We start from the raw sequence: 19716 nt of genomic DNA, 5'->3' as shown, positions 1-19716 counted from the left end.
GTTTTCAAAACTTTAAAAACATGAGTAATAAATTAAAAATTTGCTTAATTCTTTCCTGTTTATTGTTCAGTATGTTTCCTGCTATGGCCTTGAAGATGATTGCCATCGATACCTCGCTATTGGTGCTAAAAAATGTAAAGGTGCTGGATTTAAAAAAGGGAAGATTTTCGAAAGAGAGCAATGTCGCCATTTCAAATGGAAAGATTGTAAGTATCAAATTTCCTGTTCGTAAAATTAAAAATTCAAGAACGCTAGATCTTGAAGGAAAATATATTATCCCAGGATTGATTGATGGGCATGTCCATGTTACCGCTATGATGCATAATAATATGGAAAAAACATTTGCTAACCTCAACTATTATCTTCAGCATGGTATCACTTCCGTCCGTGACGCGGCGGGTGACGGAGCGGCGCTAAAGAAAGCGCAGCAGGAAATCCTCGAACATACCCGTCAGGGGGCAAAAGTATATTTCTCAGCTTTTATGGCTGGGGATTGGTATTATAACCGGGGTATCGGGCTAAGAAAGGAACCCTATCAACCTTGGGAACAGCTGATTACTCCAGCTACCAATTTGGATAGTGCAATGAAAGCTGCCAGGCAATCTGGTGCAACAGGTGTGAAACTGTACCATTCATTTGATAAGGTATTGCTGCCAAAGGTTGTCGAAGCTGCAAAAAAAAATGGACTTAAAGTCTGGGGGCATGCAATGATGTATCCGGCAACTCCGATTGAAGTGGCTAGCTCTGGAGTAGAGGTAATTAGTCATGTGTTCATGCTCGAAAACTTAATACCAGATAAGGATTTCCATAAAAGAAAAGCGCCCTTTAACATGAAAGACAGTGTGGCCCGCCAATTCGACATCACACCTTTCTGTAAGATCATGAAGTCCAGGCACGCTATACTGGATGCAACCTTATGCGTTTCTGAAGTCAGGGATCCCTGGATTTTTAGTCTCCTCAGAAAGATTTATGCACAAGGGGTTCAAATCAGTGCCGGTACCGATGAAATTGTCGATCTGAACAGCGAACAACCTCGGTTATTGGATGAACTCAGCTCCTTCGTCGACAAGTGCGGATTCAGCATGATTGATGCGATACGCTCGGCAACAATCTTACCCGCAAAAGTCATTGGGCAGGAAAATGATCTGGGATCTGTAGAACCAGGTAAAATAGCAGATCTTCTTGTTTTAAACAGTGATCCTTTAGCTGATGTCAAAAGTCTTGGTGATATCCATATGGTCATTCAATCCGGAATCATACAAGTTGATCGATCCATTCGAAATGGACATTAATAATATTTATAAATAATACACCACTTTTTTCAATTTTATATGAATCTCAATCAACTATTTTCAGGCAGTAAAACAATAATCTTTTACGGATTTTTTCTGTTGGTTCTTCTCCATCTGTTTAGCTTCGCTTCAAGAGCTGACAGCTATGTTATTCGGGGTGATGTATCTGCACCAGACGGTTCAAAAATATTCGTCAGATATGAATACAATGGCAAAGAGATTGTAAACTTCGATTCTGTGCATGATAATAAAGTTGTCATTCATGGCACTTTACCGCAAATCATGATTTGCACGCTGAGCAACTCTGTTAATGATCAAGTTAAGATTGTCGTCATGGGTAATGAGAACATTTATCTGAAAGGCACGTTGGCTAGATTTCACTATCTGGAAGTATCTGATGCGCCAGAAAATGTTTTGTTTAGTACCTTCTTAGATCAAAAGGTAACGATTACCTCAGATTACAGGAAACAGCTCAAGCAAACTAATACTGACTTCCATGATAAAAGAAGCACTGTTTACCTCGACTTTCACCGCCGAATTGATAGCCTCACGCTATCTTTTGTAAAACAATATCCCAGTGCTACGGCATCCTCGCTGGCGATAATCAATAGTCATCTGAATAGTACAGATGTGGCTAAGGCCGAAAAGTGTTACAATTCGTTGTCTGCTCAAGGCAAGAGCGGGTATTATGCAAGACGTTTGAAAGATTTTATTGACCGTTCAAAATCAGTGCAAATAGGTAATGCTGCAAAAGATTTTTCACTGAACAATCTCAAGGGAGAAAAAGTTAAGCTGAGCGATTTTGAAGGGGGCTACCTACTGCTCGACTTCTGGGCAAGCTGGTGCAAGCCATGTCGGGAGGAGCACCCGATGCTCAAGAAACTCAAAGATCGCTTTCAAAAGGAAAACTTTAAAATTGTGAGTGTTTCCATGGATACCAATGACAAAAACTGGAAGCAAGCGGTAGCAGATGATGGCTTGAGCTGGACGCAGTTGAACGATCCTGATGCTTTAAAGGGATCAGTAGCAAAATCCTATTCTATACTTGCCCTGCCTTTTAATTGCATAATTGATCCTAAGGGGAAAATTATTGCAACAAAGCTAAGAGGCGCAGCGCTCGAAGAATTTCTTTCAAAGATTTTTCCACCTCATTGAGCGGAAGGGGCTTAATTATCTATTTGATTTTTTTATTCTCAGAAGCGATTTGATTGCAGAAGCGGTACCGGCTATTTCAGGTCCGTTAAAATATTCTTTATTGAACTGGCTCAACTACAAAAGATAATTAATAACTATATTTGAAGTGGTGAAAAGTTTGAAATACTTCTTTCTGTCTATTTTAATTTTAGTTGGGGCACTATTGATCCCAGCTAAAAGCAGTGCATGCGCCAAAAAAGTGAATGTTTCTCATTCACCAATCTCAAAAGTAGAACACTGTATCAAAAATAGGATTTCAGACGTTAAACATAGCCATTCTTGTACTAAAGATAAATGTAAGGGTTGCAGTAATGAATGCAAGCATAGCTCCTGCAAATGCTCTTCTACTTCCAATCATTTTAGCCTTTCTGATCATTCCCAACTTGATATGGAAATCAACCATGTTGCTGCTGATAAGAAAAGAAATCCTTTGAGAAGCACTCAGTTATTTTCTGGATTTTACTCTATCTGGACCCCACCCAATATTTAAACAAAGTAATCAGAAGGGATAATTGCGTCCCAACACAATGGTTGATGTAACCATTAATTCCTTACTTTTTTAAATCTTCAAAAATAGAAATGAAATCAATTTCAAAATTATTGATAGCGTTGTTGCTATCTACTGGTGCTGGGTATGCACAATCTAAAGCAAATAAAATTACAAAAGTTAAGGTCTGGGGTAATTGCGGGCTGTGTGAGGCAACGATAGAAAAAGCAGCCCGAGATAAAAATGGGACAGTATTACAGTGGGATAAAGTGAGTAAAGTAGCTACGATATCTTATAACGAAAACAAAACTAAATTAGACGATGTCCTCAAACGTGTAGCATTGGCCGGCTATGATAACGACGTATATCGCGCCCCGAATGATATTTATTTGAATCTTGATGACTGCTGTCAATATGATCGGCCCATCAAAACTATGCCGAGCCAAAGTTCTGCTGTTTATCTTCATGGCGACAGTGCTTGGCGGCAGAAGGCGACGATGAACGCATTTTCAATAATTTTAGAAAGCTATTTGGGTATCAAAGAAGGGCTTGTACATAACGATGCATCTGAATCATCAGCTCAAGCTAAGATCCTGATAACAATTTTACAAAAAACAGATCATCAAAAATTAGCCACAACGACAGTAAAAGGCTGGGCCGAACAAGGTAGCGAATTCAGTCAACTGGTTACGGGAATCACAAAATCAAATGATCTCAGTGAACAAAGGAAAATGTTTATGCGCCTTTCACAACAGGTTTACAGCTTGGCAAAGCTTAATGAATTTCAGGGTGATCTCTATTATCAACATTGCCCGATGTTCAATAACGGAAAAGGTGCTAACTGGTTGAGTAAGAATCTTGCGGTTAAAAATCCTTACTATGGATCTGCAATGATGGACTGCGGGAAAACATTGGAAACAGTCAAAGGGAAATAATTTTATTATCTGAAGTGGTATGCTAATGTGTTCATATAAGTAATGGGGAATGTGTGTCCGATCATTAACAAAAGGATCCCTCAAAATAAAACACTTTAGCGTGTTTGTGTTTCAGTTCTGAAAATACAACTGGCTGAATTGCAATTCAGCCAGTTCCTCTTCACTTTACCAGTAAGTTATTATGAAAACAAGAATATATCTTTTTAGTATACTGCTATTCATTCCATTTGTATTGAGTACTTATCCCGCACTTGCACAAAAGCTCGTCCATTATGAACTCTATGTGAAGGATACGCTGGTCTCTTTCGCAGGGAAGGAAAAACGTGCAATAGCGGTTAATGGTCAGATACCTATGCCAACATTAAAATTTAAACAAGGAGATACCGCAGAAATTGTAGTTCACAATCTGCTGGAAGAAAGTACATCTTTGCATTGGCATGGGGTTTTTCTTCCAAATAAAGAAGATGGTGTCCCATTTCTTACTCAGCAACCCATCAAACCTAGATCGACATATACATACCGGTTTCCCATTATTCAGAATGGCACGCATTGGTACCATTCACATTCCGGGCTACAGGAACAGATCGGAATGTATGGGAATTTTATTTTGGAAAAACCTCAGGACCATGCTGACTTCAGAAAAGGTGTTGATGATTTGCCCGCTATCCCAATAGTGCTGAGTGAGTGGACCAATTTAAATCCTGATAATATCAATAGAATGCTTCATAATGCGAATGATTGGTCTGCAATAAAAAAAGGTGCTACACAATCATACTTTGAATCTATTCATGCAGGAATGCTTGGGATAAAACTTGCAAATGAATGGAAAAGAATGAATGCGATGGATGTGAGTGACGTTTATTATGATAAAATTCTGATCAATGGTCAGGAAATTAGTAAATTAGATACAATCAATGGCAAACCCATCAAGGCAGGTGATCAGGTTAGGCTTAGAATTTCAAATGGAGGCGCATCATCATATTTCTGGCTTCGATATGCAGGAGGTAAGATTAAAGTTGTTGCCTCTGATGGGAATGATGTCCAACCTGTAATGGTTGACCGGCTTTTAATTGCCGTCTCTGAAACTTACGATATCATTCTCACGGTTCCACAAAATGGACTTTCCTACGAATTCTCAGTTACAACTGAAGATAGAACACGCTCGGCAAGTTATTTCATAGGGGGCGGGATCAAACAACTCATCTCACCACTTCCACGTCTAAAGTATTTTCAAGGGATGAAAATGATGAACGGGATGACAAAGATGAATGGCGATTTGGAAGACAACGGCATGAAAATGAGTCTTAATCAGATGGATATGAATGCAGTGATGTATCCGGAAATAACCGGGGCGGAAATTATTGAGCCGATGAAGCCGAATCGTGTTAAACAAGGTGAAAATGTATTGATTCAGCAAAAGGAAACTACTCAATCTAACATCGTTACACTAAATTACGCCATGCTTAAGTCCACTTCTAAAAGTGCATTACCTGCAGAAGCATTTGTGAAAAATTTAAAGTTTACCCTGACTGGCAACATGAATAGGTATGTATGGAGTATGGATGACAAGACCATCTCTGAAACAGATAAGATAAGGGTAAAAAAGGGTGAAGTCCTTCGCATCACATTATACAATAATTCAATGATGCGACACCCGATGCATTTGCATGGATTTGACTTTAGGGTAATCAATGGAAATGGTGATCATTCACCACTTAAAAATGTGCTGGATATTATGCCTATGGAAACCGATACTATCGAATTCCTTGCCGACCAAAGAGGAGACTGGTTCTTTCACTGTCACATTTTATACCATATGATGGCTGGAATGGGTAGAGTGGTCTCTGTTGGCGATTATCAAAATCCAAATCTGGCAGATCCCGTAAACAGTTATAAGATGATGTTAAGGGAAACCGATATGCCTCACCTGATGATCCAGAATGATTTTGCGACAAATGGTAATGACGGAGGGGCGATGTTACAAAATTCACGGTGGTCGTTAAGTTCGGAATGGAGGCTTGGCTACAATAAAATGCATGGTTATGAAATTGAAACACAGCTTGGAAGGTACATAGGGAAAATGCAGTGGTTTATGCCTTTTATAGGTTTTGATTACCGATACCGCGAAATGGGAATCGATCAAAAAGAAAAGAACTTGTTCAATCAACAAAACAGGAAGAATACAAGACATTCCCTTAGCGTAGGATTTAATTACTTGCTACCTATGCTGGTGAATTTTCAGGCGCAAGTCTACCCCGATGGTATTGTTAGATTATCACTCATCAGGGAAGACATTCCCGTGAGCAAAAGATTTCGAGCAGGCTTTATGCTAAACAGTGATATCGAATATATGGCAGATCTAAGATATATTGTAAATAGAAACATCGGTGTTCGGACCCATTACGATAGTGATATGGGTTTTGGTGTGGGTGTATCAGTGGGATATTAACAAATAAATAAATATTAGTTGAACTATAATGTAAGTTTTCACAGGGTACTTGCCGGTTGATCTGCAAACTTGATTACAAAATATGACTTTTGTGATTTTTTTGTTCTCAGGTACTGTAGGTTTTCACTCGAATCGTTTATTTTGAAGTTATTTGAGGTAAATTGATCGTTATTTAATCAGTATTTTGTTATGATTGTAGGGTAAGCTCATTTTTCAATGCATTTTTTGTCGAATTCCTTATTCTTGATGGAATTCTGTGTGTAGTTGGCAATGTTTTTTGCTTATTAATAAATTTGAAACCTCATTTAAATTTAATTTGATGTCGCCAAGACCCCTTCCGGATGAAAAAAGAATATTAAATAGGATTTCTGCAGGTGACCAGAATGCTTTTAAATTATTATATGATCATTACCAGCCAATGGTATTTTCCAGGGCATTGTATCTTTTGAAATCTGAAACTCTTGCAGAGGAAGTCCTCCAGGATGTCATGCTTAAATTATGGCTTAATGCATCTAATTTAAAAGAAAATAGTAATCTGGCTGCATTTTTAACTACGCTAACACGGAACCGGAGCTTTCAGTTGTTGCGAAGAAAGGTTTTAGAGGCGAAAACGGCAGCGGAGATGGGTAAACAATGGAAAGAACACCACAATGAAACAGAAGAAAACATTTTAGTATCTGATATAAAGGAAAAGCTTCAGGAAGGTGTGAGCTTACTGCCCCCTCAACAGAAAATGGTTTATGATCTTTGCCGCAACCAAGGTTATAAATACGAGCAAGCTGCAGCGATGATGAATTTAAGCGTCGAGACAGTCAAAGCGTATATGAAACTAGCCCTTCGTTTTCTACGGGCTCACCTCAAAAAAAATACAGATGCCATAATCATTGCCATTATTTTCAAATTATTTTGATTTATTTTTTAATCTATACCCCCATAATCTATTCTCACGGATTGGTATCATAAAGGGGGCAATCTTCTTCGGTTATCATGAATTTGCAGGACGAACACATCATTACTTTATATCAAAAATTTTGCAACCAAACAGCATCATTGGAAGAGCTGGCAGCGTTCAGGGAATTTTTGAGAGACGATGATGCTGAAAAACGATTATTTAATATTTTGGAAATGGATTATGAATTGAGTGATATTCATCTTCGTGAAATAGATAACTTCCGTTCAAAACTGATTTTCCGAGAAATTATATCTCATCGGCAGCCAGTGAGGAAATTTTTTGCTCTTACGCCGCGGATTGCTATCGCCGCTTCACTATTAATCCTTGCATTCTCTGCCTTGCTATATTTTAAATTTGCTGAGAAGCAGTCACAACAGTTCACTTATATTTCTGCCGCTGAGGATATTCCTCCTGGCCATATGGGGGCAACGCTCACGCTTGCTGATGGAAGTGAAATCAAATTAGGTTCGGCATCTACAGGGATGATTACCAAAGAAGCTGGAATTCTAATCTCAAAAAATGGTAAAGGAGAACTTGTCTATGAGCTGATCGATAAAGAAAATGGTCACTCACAGGGAACTAATACGCTGGCTACAAAAAAAGGAGAAACCTATCGGTTGAGGCTTCCTGATGGTTCTTTGGTCTGGCTAAATGCTGCCTCCTCGATTACTTATAACATAAGCTTTAATTCAAGTAAACAACGATTGGTCCAGCTTGACGGGGAAGCCTATTTTGAGGTGGCAAAGGATGATCGAAAGCCCTTTATCGTAAAATCCAGACACCAGGAAGTTAAAGTACTGGGTACACATTTCAATGTGAAAGCGTACAACGACGAGCTCTTGGAAACTACAACCCTAGCTGAAGGTAGTGTTAATGTGCTTTATCAGGCAGAGGCCTGGAATAAGGATAGCCCGATTAGATACAATGATGAAGTAAAATTAAGTCCTGGACAACAGTCGATACTACAGAATGACCATATTATTGTGTCAAAAGTTAACCTTGAAAATGCATTGGCTTGGAAAGAGGGCAATTTTATTTTTCAAGGGGTTGCGATCAAAGATATCATGCAGGATATATCAAGATGGTATAACATCGCTGTCATTTATGAAGGTGAACTCCCTGATGGAAAGTTTTCCGGAAATGTTTCAAGATCAAAAAATATAAGCCAAATTTTGCAGGCCCTGGAATCAACAAAATTAGTTCATTTTAGAATTGAAGGGAGGAAAGTATTTGTAAATAAATAACTACAAAAAAGCCAGACAACCCGAAGGAAATCTGGCAAAGTCTGACGATAGTCAACCAAAATATATCAACTAAACCAAGCAGTTTACCTTCTCCCTGGAAAGTAGAGGTAAAACTGGAAACCAAACTTTGACTAAATGTATAGAAAATATACCAAACAAACTGGTATACGGTCCACCGTATACACTAAAATTTTGCTTATTATGCGAATAACCATCGTAATACTATTTGCAACGTTGATGCAGGTCTCCGCTTCTGGATTTGCTCAGAAAATTTCCCTATCAGAAAAAAATGCATCAATCTTCAAAGTGTTTGCCAAGATAAAGCAGCAGAGCGGTTATGACTTTGTTGCAGATGACAATCTTTTAAAATCAGTTAAACCCATCAATATTAATGTCAACACCACCGAACTCTCCGATGTATTGGACCTTCTTTTCAAAGATGAATTATTAGATTATAAGATCCAGAATAAGATAGTAATTGTATCAAAAAAAACACCCTCTTTACTTGATAAAGTTACTGCATATTTTAATGAAGTCGATTTGAAAGGCGTGATTGTAAATGAGAAAGGAATTCCAATGCCTGGCGCAAGTATTCTTGTTCAACAGAATAAAAGACTTTACCTTTCTGATGAATCAGGGTCTTTTCGCATACGGGGATTAACAGGTAAAGAAACGCTGATATTTAGCTTCATAGGCTATCAGTCAGATACGATTCCGTTGAAAAACCGAAGCAGTATCGTGGTCACTTTGAAACCGCTTTCCGCTGAGCTTTCGGAGGTGAAAATTGTAAGTACGGGCTATCAAAATCTCAACAAAGACCGTGCTACTGGTTCATTTGGTATCGTCACTGCAAAGGATATTGCTCAATATCCCACCATCAGTTTACTTGAGCGGCTACAGGGACTGGTTCCTGGGGTTGATATATCTACCAAAACAGAAGCGGGTAAAAGTCGTAACGGGACAATTAATATTCGGGGCATTTCCACCATCATAAGTGATTATGGTCAGGTGAGTACAGAGCCACTTTTGGTTATTGATGGCTTTCCGTCCCAAGTTTCTATAGCAGGTGGAGCACTTGATTTAATGAATCCAAACGATATTGAGCAGATTACCTTTTTAAAAGATGCTGCAGCGTCTGCGATATGGGGGATAAAAGCCGCCAACGGTGTAATCGTTGTGACTACAAAAAAAGGCAAGCCAAATACTGCACCCTCGGTAAATTTCTCAACCACTTTCAGTACAAGTGCAAAACCTAAACTCAACTATGGATCATCCATGTCTGTAGCGGAGTATATCGATCTGGAAAAGGACATGATCAATATGAATTTAATAAGCGATCCTTTCCCAATACAAACTGGAAACTTTCCGGTAAATAATAGTCAGGCCCAGGCGATCATTTTTAGACAAAAACGGGGTGAGATAACTGAAAACCAAATGAATATGGAGTTGGCCGAATTAGCTAAAATAGATAACCAGGATCAAATCTCCGAATATTTGTTACAATCACCTCAAACACAGCAATATAATCTCTCCCTTTCAGGAGGAGGTGTAAATAGTTCTTATTACATGTCTGGTTACTATTATAACGAAGATAGACTATATAGAAGCAACAAAAATAAGGGATATGCTTTTAATGTGGGTTCAGTATCCTCCTTATTCAAAGGAATCGTATCCATCAACACCAACTTAAGCTATAACAATACCTCCGATATTGTAAATTCTGCAGCGGTTAGGGCAATGAGTCAAACTGGCTTAGGAATGCGCCCATATGATGCATTGGTTAATGCTGATGGGAGCACAAAATATTACGATGTTTTCAGTACACCTTTGGTAGCCCGTAACTTTGAAAGCAAGGGATACCTGCCGTTTCGATATTCCGCAATAGATGAACTAAATTTCAATAATACTACTAGTAACACAAACAATATAGCGCTCAATCTTAACATCACAGGAAAGATTACCCCTTGGTTAAGTGCTTCTGTATCAGGAAACCTTGGGCGTTACTTTAATGAAAGGGAAAACTATCAGGAGCCTGAAAGTTATGAAAGTCGAATCAGGATTAATAGGGCAACAAGCATAAATGCCGCGGGAGCACTTGTGTACGGAATTCCAAATGGTGGTCGGCTGGAACTTGCCAATTCCCTGGGGCGAAGCTATAACCTGCGTGGTCAGTTGAGCATCAACAAAGCTTGGGGTGAAAAACATGAAGTGAACGTGTTGATGGGCAACGAGATCAGACAGAACTTTAGTAAAGCAAGTAATGAATTCCGCTATGGATATGATAAGTCTATTAATGCTTTTAGGTCTGTTAATCCTACTGTAAGTTATCTGGATATTTATGGACAGCGACCAGTTGTCGGAGCAACATCTTCACCTGTTGTTGAGTCAACCACGAGAGGACTTTCTTACTATGCAAGCGGTTCATATACATTCAATAGCAGGTATACCATTTCCGGAAGCGCCCGTTTTGATGATTTGAATCTTCTGGGTGTCGAACGCAGAAAGCGAGCGATCCCACTTTGGTCATCTGGACTGAGCTGGAATATGAAAAAGGAAATAATTCTGAAAGATCTGGATTGGCTTAGTGACTTATCGGCTCGCTTTACCTATGGATTTACCGGAAATGCTCCGCAAGGTTACGCCCCGGTAACGGTTATTTCCCTTCTTGGTACCGATTTCGAATCCTCATTGCCTTATGCTATGATCGATAGACCAGCCAGAGAGAACCTGGCCTGGGAAAAAACTCGTATGATCAATTACGGCATCCAATTTGGATTGTTTAACGGACGTGTTTCTGGAACAGTGGATTATTATAAGAAAAAAACAACTGATATCTTTTTTCAATTACCCATCAATGGTACCTACGGATTTACGCAAACCATTTTTAATGCAGCAAAACTCGATGGCAATGGGATTGACGTAGGCTTATCTTTTATTCCGGTGCGTTCAAAAGAGGTGACCTGGAATAATACCATAAACATTTCTTACAATACAAACAAGATACATGACGAGCGTTTTAACCTGCCGATAGGGGAATTAGGGAAAAATCAAATTTATGATGGCTATCCTCAGGATTATCTATTCTCATACAAATTTGCTGGCTTGGACAATACCGGACAGACCCTGATTGAAGATCCAAAGCAACCTGGAAGAATACTTAATGTGTCTGAATTCCAGTATTTCGATATCATGGAATATTCTGGCAGAACCGCTTCACCTTATTATGGTGCCTACAGCAGCAATATTTCTTACAAACAATTTAGTTTTGGTTTCCAATTCCAGTATGCTTTTGGCGGTGTGTTCAGAAAACCTTCGGTGACCGAAAATTCAGTGTATGTAAGTCGTTCGGGTGACCTGGGCATGCGATGGCGTAAACCAGGGGATGAATTATTTACCAATGTTCCAACCATTAACACCGATTTCAATCAAGGTTATTATTATGGTAACAGTATAACCCGCTATTCAGAATCTGATTACTTAATCAGGAGCCGTAGTAACATCAAACTTCAGCAGATTAATTTAAGCTACGCATTGCCACAAAGATTATTAAAACCCATTGGGGTTAAGGGCTTAACCCTTTCCGCCGTGTGTCGTAATCTTGGGCTCATCTGGACTGCAAATAAAGAAGGCATTGATCCGGACTATGTCTATAACACAGGTAATACTTTTCAACTCGCACCAGTTAGAAGTTATTCATTTCAACTTAATTTAAGCTTATAATGTATAAAAGAGTATCAACATATACCGTTAAAATAGCTGTGATCACTGTTTTAACCTTGGCATTTTCCTCGTGCCGAAAATACGTAGAAAATGTGCCTGTCCAAGGTCAGCGTGTACTGGTCTACACGCAGGATTACCGTCTGCTTCTTAACAACAGAAATGCTCAAGAGATTGGATCTGGTAATACCGCAATTTTGAGTTGTGATGATGTAGAACTTTCTGATCCTGAATTACAGACATCATTGGCAAACAATACCATAAATTCCGCTATTTACTCATGGAAAAATCCATTTTACTTTGGTGAAACCGAGGATATTGACTGGAATTATATGTATAGTGCAATATATGTATACAACACTGTTTTACAGGGTGTGATGGATAGCAAGGGTGGTACTGCCGAACAAAGAAGTGTGCTATATGCAGAGGCACTAATCAATAGGGCGTTCACATTTTTTACCTTAACAAATTTGTATGCTAAACAGTATGATGCATCGACTGCTGCAAATGATCCTGCTATTCCCATGCTGTTGTCTCCGGAACTTTTCGTGAAACTCAACCGGGCATCGGTAAAGGAAGTATACGATCAAATCATCAGAGATCTCCAGGAAGCCTTACCTTTAATTCCAGTAGTTCAGGTCAGCACCGTTCAACCAAACCGCGGGGCTGCCTATGCTTTGCTTGCAAAGGTTTACCTCAATATGCGTAATTTCGAAGCAGCTAGAACAGCTGCCGAGCAATCACTCTCTTTGAATGGTTCTCTTTATGACTATAATACTTTCCTGACAACGAATATCCTTCCTACTCAATATAATGATAAGCAGATTTTGCTTCGTAAAGTTCCAAGAAATAGTTTTTATCCTTTGCAGTTAAGCCCATCTTTATTGAATCTGCTAGATACGAAAGACCTCCGATATGAACTTTTTGTTAAACCAGGTTCGAATTTTTACCCTGCATTTCAGGGGATGGGATTTTGGTCGAGAGAAAATTATAATGATAGAACGCCCGTTGGCTTGACTGTTAATGAAACCTGGCTGATAAGGGCAGAATGCTTAGCAAGAACAGGAAAGAGAGAAGAAGCGCTTACCATGGTCAATGAGCTGCGCAAAATGAGATTCCGTCCGTCTGACTACCGCCCGGTGGTGGCAGCATCCGATCAGGATGCATTGCAAAGAATTATAGAAGAGCGTAGACGAGAGTTTTTCGGTACCGGTCTCCGCTGGTTTGATCAAAAGCGATTAAACAAGGATGCTACATTTGCTAGAGTCATCACCCGAAGCATAGGCAATGTGAGCTACTCTCTTGAACCAAATAGTAATGCTTATGTCTTTCAGTTTGCTGAAAAACTTGTTGCTCAAAATCCGGAATTGGTTCAAAATCCTAAATAACTCAATTATCCCATTATGGAGAAGATTGTCTCTTCATAATGGGATTGATATGCATAAAAATTTATAAAGTATGGAAAAAAGTATTGTAAAGATTGAAAATCTTTCTCATCGCTATAGTAACACCTGGGCTATACGCGATATCAATATAGAAATCAATGATTTTGGTATTGTTGGCTTACTGGGATCGAATGGCGCCGGTAAATCTACTACGATGAATATTCTTTGCGGATCAATTAACCAAACGGAAGGAAATGTTTTGATCAATGGTATAAATTTCAGGGAGGATCCCCAGCGGGCGAAAATGGAAATCGGCTTCCTTCCTCAAAATCCACCATTATATCTGGACCTGACCGTTGATGAATATCTTCATTATTGCGCAGCATTGCGCAACATGTATGGCCAGCTCGGCAAAGATGCCGTTTCCGAGGCAAAAGAGCGATGCGGCATTTCCCATTTCAGCAGTCGCCTGTTGAAAAACCTTTCAGGAGGATACAGGCAACGTGTCGGGATTGCACAGGCAATTGTCCATAAGCCAAATGTTCTGGTTTTGGATGAGCCCACCAACGGCTTGGATCCTAATCAGATCATCGAAGTCAGATCATTGATTAAAGAAATTGCAAAAGATAGAGTGGTTATATTTTCATCCCACATTCTTTCAGAAGTACAGCTTCTTTGCAAGGATATCAAGATGATTGAAAACGGCAAGATTGTATTTTCTGATACAATGGACGCCTTTAATAATTATGTCGAACCCCATAGTATGCTCGTTTCTTTCCAGAACATGCCGCAGGTAGTTGAGCTGGAAGCGATCCCAGGCATACTCAAGGCAGATATTCTCAATGGAAAACTTGTCCGCTTATTTTTCAGTGGAGATGCGGAAATTACCGAGACCATTATTGCTGAAAGTGTTCAAAGAGGTTGGCGCCTGCAGGAAATATCTTTAGAAAAGAACTCGGTAGAAGAAATATTCAAACAACTTTCACAACATTAAATCAACATTATTTTCTTAATGAAAACAATCTTTCAAATTGCTAAAACAGAACTTAAAATGCTGTTTTATTCACCAATTGCCTGGTTTCTTATTATCGTTTTTATGGTTCAATGTGGCCTGGGCTACATGGCAACATTAAAATCTATCGCACAGATGCAGGCAGATGGATACAAGATACCTTTTAGTGTTGTCGGCCAGGCCTTGTTTGGTTCCAATGGACTTTTCTCCGCTATAATGAGGAATTTATACTTATACCTTCCGCTTTTGACCATGGGCTTGATCAGTAAAGAAATGAGCAGTGGAACCATAAAATTATTGTATTCTTCGCCCATCCGTATACGAGACATTGTATTGGGTAAATTTAGTGCGATGGTATTCATGAGCGCCATCATGCTAGGTGTGGTAACAGTTTTTCTAGCAATAAGCTATTTTACAGCAGATTCACCCGATACAGGAATGCTATTAAGCGCCTTACTGGGACTGTTTTTATTGCTTTGTGCATATTCAGCTATCGGGCTGTTTATGTCTTCATTAACCACTTATCAGATAGTTGCAGCGGTAAGTACATTTGTCATTTTCGCTATTCTGTACAATGTTGCAGATTTGTGGAAGGGGGTACCGTTTATACGGGACATTACCTATTTTCTTTCTGTATCAGGGAGGACAGATTGGATGTTGGTAGGCTTGATTACCAGTAACGGTATTATTTATTTTCTTGCCATCATATTTCTTTTTCTTACCCTTACGATTTATAAATTGAAATTCAGCATGCAGACCGTTTCGCCAATGGTAAAAGCAGGCCACTATCTTTCAATTATTGCAATAACCCTTCTTTTTGGTTACCTCAGCGCCATTCCTCAACTCATCATTTATGCTGATGTAACGGAAAATAAATCCAATACCTTAAAACCGGACACCCAAAAAATAATCCAGGAACTTGGTGATGAACCACTGGAGATAACCGGATATACCAACCTTTTCGGAAATTACCAAGAGGATGGAAACCCGGAATCTTATCAGAAAAATATCAACGCCTGGGCCCCTTACGTGCGCTTTAAACATAATATTATTTTGAAGAGTGTAATGTACTATGATACACTGGCTCAAGGGGGTGAAGTGATGAGAGGGAACAAAGGTAAAACCCTTGCCCAAGTGGCAGAACAGATTGCGCAAACTAAAGAAATGAACATCAAAAATTTTTTGACTCCTGAGCAGATCAGAAAACAAGTTGATCTTTCCAAAGAACCCAATTTTTATATCATGCAACTCAAATATAAAGATAGAAAGACATTTCTCCGGGTTTATCCGGACAATGAACACTGGCCATCGGAAACCGAAATATCAGCAGCATTTAAAAGGCTCCTTAAAGCAAAAATGCCTAAAATACTTTTCGCCAACGGCGAATTGGAGAGAAACATCAATAAGATTGGCGATCGTGAATATCAGGCGTTGACAAATCTCAAGATTTTCAGGCAATCTTTGCTTAACCAAGGCTTTGATGTTGATACGATATCCCTGTCAACCACGCCTGTTCCAAATGATATATCTGTGTTGGTTGTTGCAGATCCAAAAGTAGCACTCACTATATCAGCTATTAAAAATTTGCAGGATTATATTGATGGCGGTGGAAATCTGCTCTTTACAGGAGAACCCAGTAAACAGGATGTTTTAAATCCCATAATCAGACAATTTGGTGTCCAATTGATGGATGGAGCCATCGTTCAGCAAAGCAAACAATTGGAGCCAGATTTAGCGACACCAAATTTAACCGGCGCAGCAACCAAACTTTTTATTCCACTGGAAAGGGAGCACAAAGATAGCGTAGTGGTTTCGATGCCTTTGGCAACCGCACTTTCCATCGAAAATATAAAAGGATTCCAGGCTCAGCCTTTATTGGTTACAAATCCAAAGAGCAGTTGGCTTAAAAGAGAACGGTTTCTTAATGACTCTGCGGCCGTGAAGTTTGAACCAGAGAAAGGGGATTTGCAAAGGTCTTTCCCGCTCGCAACAAGCCTGACTCGGAAATTCAATCAGAAAGAGCAGCGTATCATCATCATCGGCGATGCCGATCTGATGTCGAATAAGGAGTTAAACAGGTTCAATCTTCGAACAGCAAATTTCGCTTTCAACATCGGCGTATTCAGTTGGTTGAGTTATGGCGAATTTCCCATCAGTAGCTTCAGGCCGGCACCAAAAGATACGGTGTTACTAGTAGATAAAGATCAGATCCATTTGCTTAAACTGATTTTCGTATGGATTATTCCAGGTTTGTTACTGGCCTGTGGAACCATTTTACTGCTTAGACGCAAAAGAAAATAAGATATTATATGCCTTTAAATACAGACCAGCAGACTATTAATGACCTTAACCTTTTTGGCACACAGGGAAGTAATTCGATATATGAAATTTTTAATAGTACCCGGACACATGGCGGTGCTACTATCTTGGAAGAAATGTTTTTAAACCCTATTGGTGATTATGAAAAAATAAACCAGCGTAGCCAAAGCATTCAGTATTTTGCGGGTCGTGCGGAAAACTTCCCTATATCTACCGAACAGCTTAGTGCTATCGAAACCTATATCAATAATACTGATTCGAGGAGTAAGCTATCAGCTTATGATCAGTCAGTTGCGAAACGCATTGGTGATTTTGTCGCACCTGATGTGCAGACGACAGCGATACACAACGGGATTTCAGCTATCGGTACGTTAATACGCGAATTTAAGCTGTTTATAGACACCCTCGTACTGGAAGACAGCCATCCTTATCTTTCTGAGAAAAAAACTATTGCGGGCATTTTAGCGTCTGAACACTTCATTGACATGATAAGCATACCTAAAAGTCACAAACTCACGAAACAACAGCTTATCTCATATGATGAAACGTTAAGGTTTGCCAGGAGGGATGCTGTATTAACACTTTTGGAATCGCTGTACACACTTGATGTTTATTATTCAATCGCTAAAGTGGCAAAGGAAAGGGGATTTGTTTTCCCGACAGCCTTTCCTGGAGAGAAAGTTATGATCAAAATTGATGAAGTTTATCATCCTCACCTTCAAAATGCTGTCCCAAATTCCATATCGATGAGTGGTGAAAAGAATGTTGTTTTTCTTACCGGAGCAAACATGGCAGGGAAATCAACTTTTATGAAAGCTGTAAGTATCGCAATATTTCTCGCTCATATGGGCTTCCCCGTGCCGGCAGCAAAAATGGAATTTACTGCCTTGGATGGGATATATACTACCATTAACCTCCCGGACAATCTGGGTATGGGTGCAAGTCATTTTTATGTTGAAGTGCTTCGTGCAAAAAAGATTGCCTCGGAATTAAAGATGGGTAAAAGATTGTTTGTGCTCTTTGATGAGATGTTTAGAGGGACAAATGTCAAAGACGCGTGCGAAGCCACTATAGCCTTCACAGCCGCTTTTGCCAGTAAACCGGATAGTTTATTCGTAATTTCTACCCATATCATCGAAGCTGGCGAGGTACTCAAGGAGCAGAGTGACAAGATTAACTTCACCTATCTTCCAACAACAATGGAAGGAACAAAACCTAGTTATACCTACAAGCTTCAATCAGGTTTGACTGCGGACAGACATGGTATGATTATCATCAGAAATGAAGGCATTCTGGATATCTTGAATGCAGGATTAGTAAAATCAAATAATAAATTGATATGAGTTTAATCGTTGACAAACAAACGCAGGACGACTTAAACCTGCTCGGTAAATATACACCTGGATCAGTTTTTAGCTTATTTAATAAAACGAAGACTGACGGGGGAGAACAGCTCTTGTTATCGATGTTCCTAAACCCGATGATCACCGCAGTTGAAATCAATGAGCGAAGAGATATTTTCCGTTATTTTGAACAAAAGGACATCGACTTTAAACTTGAAAGGAAGTATTTCCAATCTGCTGAAAATTATCTGGCAATAGAAAGTCCAAAAATGCTTATTGTTGCTGTACTTACATCTTTTATTCGAAAAGGCCAGTCAATATTGATCCGGGATGAGCGTTATGGTGAACTTGTAGCCGGGTTGAAGTCAACAATGAGCGTCCTTAGATACGCCAAAGAATTGTCAGCAGTTCTTACCGATCAATTACATTCCCCATTTGAAAAGGAAAAAAACACACTCAATGAAATACTCAATAACCCTTTTTTAATTAAATTAATTGCTCCACATCCTAATGGAGAATTTGAGCCTTATCAGTTGGCGCTTTATGACCAGCTCCTAAAACAGAAGTTACATACTTCTCTTAGGAAGGTATTTGAAATCCTTTACGCGATTGATGTTTATTCTACTGTAGCCAGGCTCGGAAAGATAATGGGCTGTTCCTATGCAGATGCATTGGATAAAGAAAAAAATGTATTGAAAGTTACCGGGCTGAGACATCCTGCTTTGAAAAAAGCAGTGGGTAATGACTTGATGTTCGATCATGATGCAAATTTACTTTTTCTCACCGGAGCAAACATGGCAGGTAAATCAACGATAATGAAATCTTTAGGTATTGCAGTTTACCTTGCGCATATGGGGTTTCCCGTAGCCGCTAATGAAATCATTTTTTCTGTGCGTGACGGCTTATATACCTCAATAAATGTCTCCGACAACCTTCAGACTGGCTATAGCCATTTCTACGCCGAAGTATTGCGGGTGAAAAATGCGGCCCTGCAGGTAGCAAGCGGCAAATGTTTCGTGGTCCTCTTTGATGAATTGTTCAAAGGTACTAATGTTAAAGATGCATATGACGCTACATTAGCAGTTACTGAAGCGTTTGCGAGGTATAGTAAAACGGCCTTCATAGTTTCTACACATATAATCGAAGTTGGCGAAGCATTAAAAGGAAGCAACTCTATAAAGTTTGCTTATATGCCGACAGTGATGTCTGGAAATAAACCCACCTACCCATACAAATTAATGCCGGGAATTACGAGTGACAGACAAGGTATGATAATCATTGAAAATGAAGGTATCCTGGAACTACTAAAGAATTAAATATATGAATTTGAAAAATAAAAGCCTTCTCCCGTTGAAGTTAAAATGCTTATTGCTATTAGCGTTAGTCG

The 19716-nt window shown here is 39.3% G+C and carries 12 protein-coding genes; all 12 read left to right on the top strand.

Features of this window, described 5'->3' with window-relative positions; all coding sequences use genetic code 11:
• Positions 1 to 20 precede the first annotated feature (20 nt).
• The 12 genes from OQZ33_RS13575 to OQZ33_RS13520 all read left to right on the top strand — a co-directional run bounded on the left by OQZ33_RS13575 (position 21) and on the right by OQZ33_RS13520 (position 19645).
• The gene (locus OQZ33_RS13575; protein ID WP_265799563.1) at positions 21 to 1292 is read left to right on the top strand and encodes an amidohydrolase family protein; all 1272 of its coding nucleotides are present in this window, start codon (positions 21 to 23) and stop codon (positions 1290 to 1292) included.
• Positions 1293 to 1331: 39 nt separating this feature from the next.
• On the top strand, positions 1332 to 2447 hold the full coding sequence (locus OQZ33_RS13570) for a TlpA family protein disulfide reductase (protein ID WP_265799562.1): 1116 nt from the start codon (positions 1332 to 1334) through the stop codon (positions 2445 to 2447).
• A gap of 618 nt (positions 2448 to 3065) precedes the next feature.
• Positions 3066 to 3908, top strand: coding sequence for a DUF3347 domain-containing protein (locus tag OQZ33_RS13565; protein WP_265799561.1), 843 nt, complete (start codon positions 3066 to 3068; stop codon positions 3906 to 3908).
• Positions 3909 to 4089: 181 nt separating this feature from the next.
• Entirely contained in the window at positions 4090 to 6357 is a 2268-nt protein-coding gene (locus OQZ33_RS13560; protein ID WP_265799560.1) for a multicopper oxidase family protein, read from the top strand.
• A gap of 319 nt (positions 6358 to 6676) precedes the next feature.
• Entirely contained in the window at positions 6677 to 7267 is a 591-nt protein-coding gene (locus OQZ33_RS13555; RefSeq protein WP_265799559.1) for an RNA polymerase sigma factor, read from the top strand.
• Positions 7268 to 7344: 77 nt separating this feature from the next.
• A complete protein-coding gene (locus OQZ33_RS13550; RefSeq protein ID WP_265799558.1) occupies positions 7345 to 8553 on the top strand; it encodes a FecR family protein in 1209 nt (402 codons plus the stop codon).
• Positions 8554 to 8754: 201 nt separating this feature from the next.
• Complete coding sequence (locus OQZ33_RS13545; protein WP_265799557.1) at positions 8755 to 12273, top strand: SusC/RagA family TonB-linked outer membrane protein; 3519 nt, start codon at positions 8755 to 8757, stop codon at positions 12271 to 12273.
• Complete coding sequence (locus OQZ33_RS13540) at positions 12273 to 13658, top strand: RagB/SusD family nutrient uptake outer membrane protein (RefSeq protein WP_265799556.1); 1386 nt, start codon at positions 12273 to 12275, stop codon at positions 13656 to 13658. Before OQZ33_RS13545 ends, OQZ33_RS13540 begins: the two co-directional genes overlap by 1 nt.
• 70 nt (positions 13659 to 13728) lie before the next feature.
• Positions 13729 to 14649 carry an ABC transporter ATP-binding protein gene (locus tag OQZ33_RS13535; RefSeq protein ID WP_265799555.1) on the top strand — a complete coding sequence of 307 codons (921 nt, stop codon included), beginning with the start codon at positions 13729 to 13731 and terminating at the stop codon, positions 14647 to 14649.
• A gap of 18 nt (positions 14650 to 14667) precedes the next feature.
• Complete coding sequence (locus OQZ33_RS13530; RefSeq protein WP_265799554.1) at positions 14668 to 16968, top strand: Gldg family protein; 2301 nt, start codon at positions 14668 to 14670, stop codon at positions 16966 to 16968.
• Between the two features lie 8 nt (positions 16969 to 16976).
• Positions 16977 to 18329, top strand: coding sequence for a MutS-related protein (locus OQZ33_RS13525; protein WP_265799553.1), 1353 nt, complete (start codon positions 16977 to 16979; stop codon positions 18327 to 18329).
• Complete coding sequence (locus OQZ33_RS13520; RefSeq protein ID WP_265799552.1) at positions 18326 to 19645, top strand: MutS-related protein; 1320 nt, start codon at positions 18326 to 18328, stop codon at positions 19643 to 19645. Before OQZ33_RS13525 ends, OQZ33_RS13520 begins: the two co-directional genes overlap by 4 nt.
• The last annotated feature ends 71 nt before the right edge of the window (positions 19646 to 19716 follow it).

The sequence above is a fragment of the Pedobacter sp. MC2016-05 genome, assembly GCF_026239735.1.
Lineage (GTDB): Bacteria > Bacteroidota > Bacteroidia > Sphingobacteriales > Sphingobacteriaceae > Pedobacter.
The sequence above is the reverse complement of the archived record's forward strand: the minus strand, read 5'-3'. Positions and strand labels throughout refer to the sequence as shown.